The sequence below is a fragment of the Methylobacterium sp. WL18 genome (genome assembly GCF_008040015.1).
Taxonomy (GTDB): Bacteria; Pseudomonadota; Alphaproteobacteria; order Rhizobiales; family Beijerinckiaceae; genus Methylobacterium; species Methylobacterium mesophilicum.
In genome coordinates, this window is record NZ_VRVD01000631.1 from 1 (window position 1) to 2,709 (window position 2,709).

A 2,709-nucleotide genomic window follows, 5' to 3' on the forward strand; every position below is an offset into this window, starting at 1 on the left:
AGCCCGCCGCCAAGGCGGGCGCGAAGCCGTCGGCCAAGCCCGCCGCGGCGGACGCGCCGGCTCCGCAATGATTGGGGTGGAGCATCGTCGCGGTTCGAACCGTCTGACCGCACGATGCTCCGGCGGCGCTCAATCGTCGAGCGCCGCGTAGGTCAGGACCCGCAGCTCCCGCCGGATCGGCAGCGCCGAGGACGGCACGAGCTGCGTCATGAGCACGACCGAGAGATCCTCGGCCGGGTCGATCCAGAAGGCCGTCGAGGCCAGGCCGCCCCAGGCGACCTCGCCGGGCGTGCCGAGAATCTGGGCCCGGGCCGGGTCGAGCATCACGGAAAAGCCCAGGCCGAACCCGATCCCGGTGTAGGAAGTCTCGGCGAAGCGCGGCGTGCCCATGGCCGCCAGATCCCCCGTGAGATGGTTCGCAAGCATCAACGCGACGCTCTTCCGGCCGAGCAGGCGGTTGCCGTCGAGGGTGCCCCGGTTGAGGATCATGCGGCAGAAGCGCTGATAGTCCGATGCGGTCGAGACGAGTCCGCCGCCGCCGGACGCGATGGCCGGGACTTTCGCGAAGGTGGTGTCCACGGAATCGTCGAACAGCCTGAGCTGGCGCGCGCGGTCATACGCGTAGGTCGCGCAGAAGCGCGGCATCAGCTCGGGCCGGACATGGAAATCCGTGTCGACCATCCCGAGCGGGCGGATCACCTCATTGCGCAGATAATCCGCGAACGGTCGGCCGGTGAGGGCGGCGACGTACTGGCCGAGCACATCGGTGGCGACGCTGTAGTTCCAGGCGCTGCCCGGCTGGGCGAGCAGCGGCATCCGGGCGACCCGGGCGGTCATGTCGGCGAGGCTGCCCTCCGGCGCGAGGAAATCCACTCCGTGCTCGCGGTACTGCGCGTCGACAAGGGTCGCCTCCATGAACCCGTAGGTGAGGCCCGCCGTGTGGGTGAGGAGATCGCGCACGGTGATCGCACGACGCGCCGGCTCGGTCTCCAGCTTCGCCCTGTTGCCGCCCACGGCCACGCGCATCTCGGCGAAGTCCGGCAGCACCCGGGCGACCGGGTCGTCGAGCTGGAACAGGCCCTGCTCGTAGAGCTGCATCACCGCCACCGAGGTCAGCGGCTTGGTCATCGAGTAGATCCGCGTCACCGTATCGAGGGTGAACGGCGTTCCGCGGGCGAGGTCGGCCTGTCCGCAGGCCCGGGCGAAGGCGATGCGGCCCCGCCGTGCCACCGTGACCGACAGGCCCGCGAGTCGGCCTTCCGCCACGAGCCGGTCCATCCAGGGCGCGATCCGGGCGAGCCCCCCCGGGCTGAGCCCCGCGCCCTTCGGGTCGATCTCGGTCAGCGCGCTCATGTCGTCTCCTTCGGCCGGTGCGGCTCGATCAGGAGGATAAAGCGTGCCCCGGTGGGATCACCAGCCCATCGTTCCCGCGCCGCCCTTGAACGGGCCGACGATGCCGGGGGTGATCCAGCCGCCGTAGAAGGTTCCGGGCTGGGGCGTGACCCGCGCCGCGCCGACGAAGCAGGCATCCATCGGCAGGGCGTAGAACGCGACGTAGCCGGAGATCGCGTCGAAATCCGGCGTCGGATCGGGGTAGGACCACGCGGCGCTGGGCGCCAGCCGGTCGCCGCCATGCACGTCGAACAGCACGGCCTGACCCTTCCACTCGCAGATGCCGCCGCGGCGCGGACCCGAGAGCGCGCCGGCCAGCACGTCGCCGGGCGGCAGATAGTAGGTCGGAGGATGGGACGTCTCCAGCACCCGGTAGGCGCCGTCCGTCTGCGCGATCGCTACCCCGCCGAGCACCACCCGGAGCGTCTCCGTCACGCGCTCCAGCCGCGGCGGCCGCGGGTAATCCCAGACGCTCTCCTGGCCGGGCTGGATCGGATCGGGAATGGGGCGTGCGAGCGGACGTGCCATGACGATTTCGACGTATATCGTATCCATATTGAACGCTAGGTTGAAGCGGGTCACCGTTCCGCGAACGGCCGCCGCGTGCTAGCCCGGGGCCGACATTCACGGCCCGGGACCGACCGCGATGGACATCGCCCTCTTCCTCGACTTCGACGGCACCCTTGCGGAGATCGCCCCGCGGCCGGACGCGGTGCAGGTCGAGCCCGGATTGGTCGAGGCCCTGGAGCGGCTGCGCGACCGGCTCGGCGGGGCACTGGCGATCGTCACCGGCCGGCCGGTCTCGGTGATCGACGGCTTCCTGGCACCCTCGCACCTCGATGCGGCCGGGCTTCACGGCGTCGAGCGCCGGGTCGGCGGGGCGCTGTCGGGCGTGCGGGCGGAGGATCATCCGGAGTTGCGCCGTCAGGTCGAGCGTCTTCATGCAGAGAGCCGGGCGCTCACCGATGTCCTGATCGAGGACAAGGGCGCCTCGGTGGCGGTGCATTGGCGGCTGGCGAGCGCGGACGATGCCGGCCGGGCCGAGGTGCTGGTCAAGGACGCGGCCGAGTCGCTGGGGGGCGCCTACCGACTCCAGCTCGGCAAGGCGGTCGGCGAGATCGTGCCGGCCCAAGCCACCAAGGCCCATGCGATCCGCGCCTTCATGGAGCGTTCCCCCTACGCGGGTCGCCGTCCGGTGTTCTTCGGCGACGACCGGACCGACGAGATCGCCTTCGCGTCCGTGAACGCGGATGGCGGCGTCGCGGTCCGGGTCGGCGACGGCGACACCGTGGCCACCCGGCGCCTGCCCGACCCGGC

3 protein-coding genes are annotated in these 2,709 nt (G+C 71.3%); 1 reads left to right on the forward strand and 2 read right to left on the reverse strand.

Annotated elements, in window-relative coordinates; translation table 11 throughout:
• Positions 1–129 precede the first annotated feature (129 nt).
• Both FV228_RS26090 and FV228_RS26095 read right to left on the reverse strand, forming a co-directional pair.
• On the reverse strand, positions 130–1,353 hold the full coding sequence (locus tag FV228_RS26090) for a serine hydrolase domain-containing protein (protein ID WP_147857193.1): 1,224 nt from the start codon (positions 1,351–1,353) through the stop codon (positions 130–132).
• A 57-nt stretch (positions 1,354–1,410) separates the two neighbouring features.
• Positions 1,411–1,920 (reverse strand): DUF427 domain-containing protein, encoded by a 510-nt coding sequence (locus FV228_RS26095; protein ID WP_147857194.1) that lies wholly within the window; start codon positions 1,918–1,920, stop codon positions 1,411–1,413.
• Positions 1,921–2,038: 118 nt separating this feature from the next.
• Between FV228_RS26095 and otsB the strand changes: the two genes are divergently transcribed.
• On the forward strand, positions 2,039–2,709 hold a 671-nt coding region (gene otsB / locus FV228_RS26100; protein WP_147857195.1), incomplete at its 3' end, for a trehalose-phosphatase.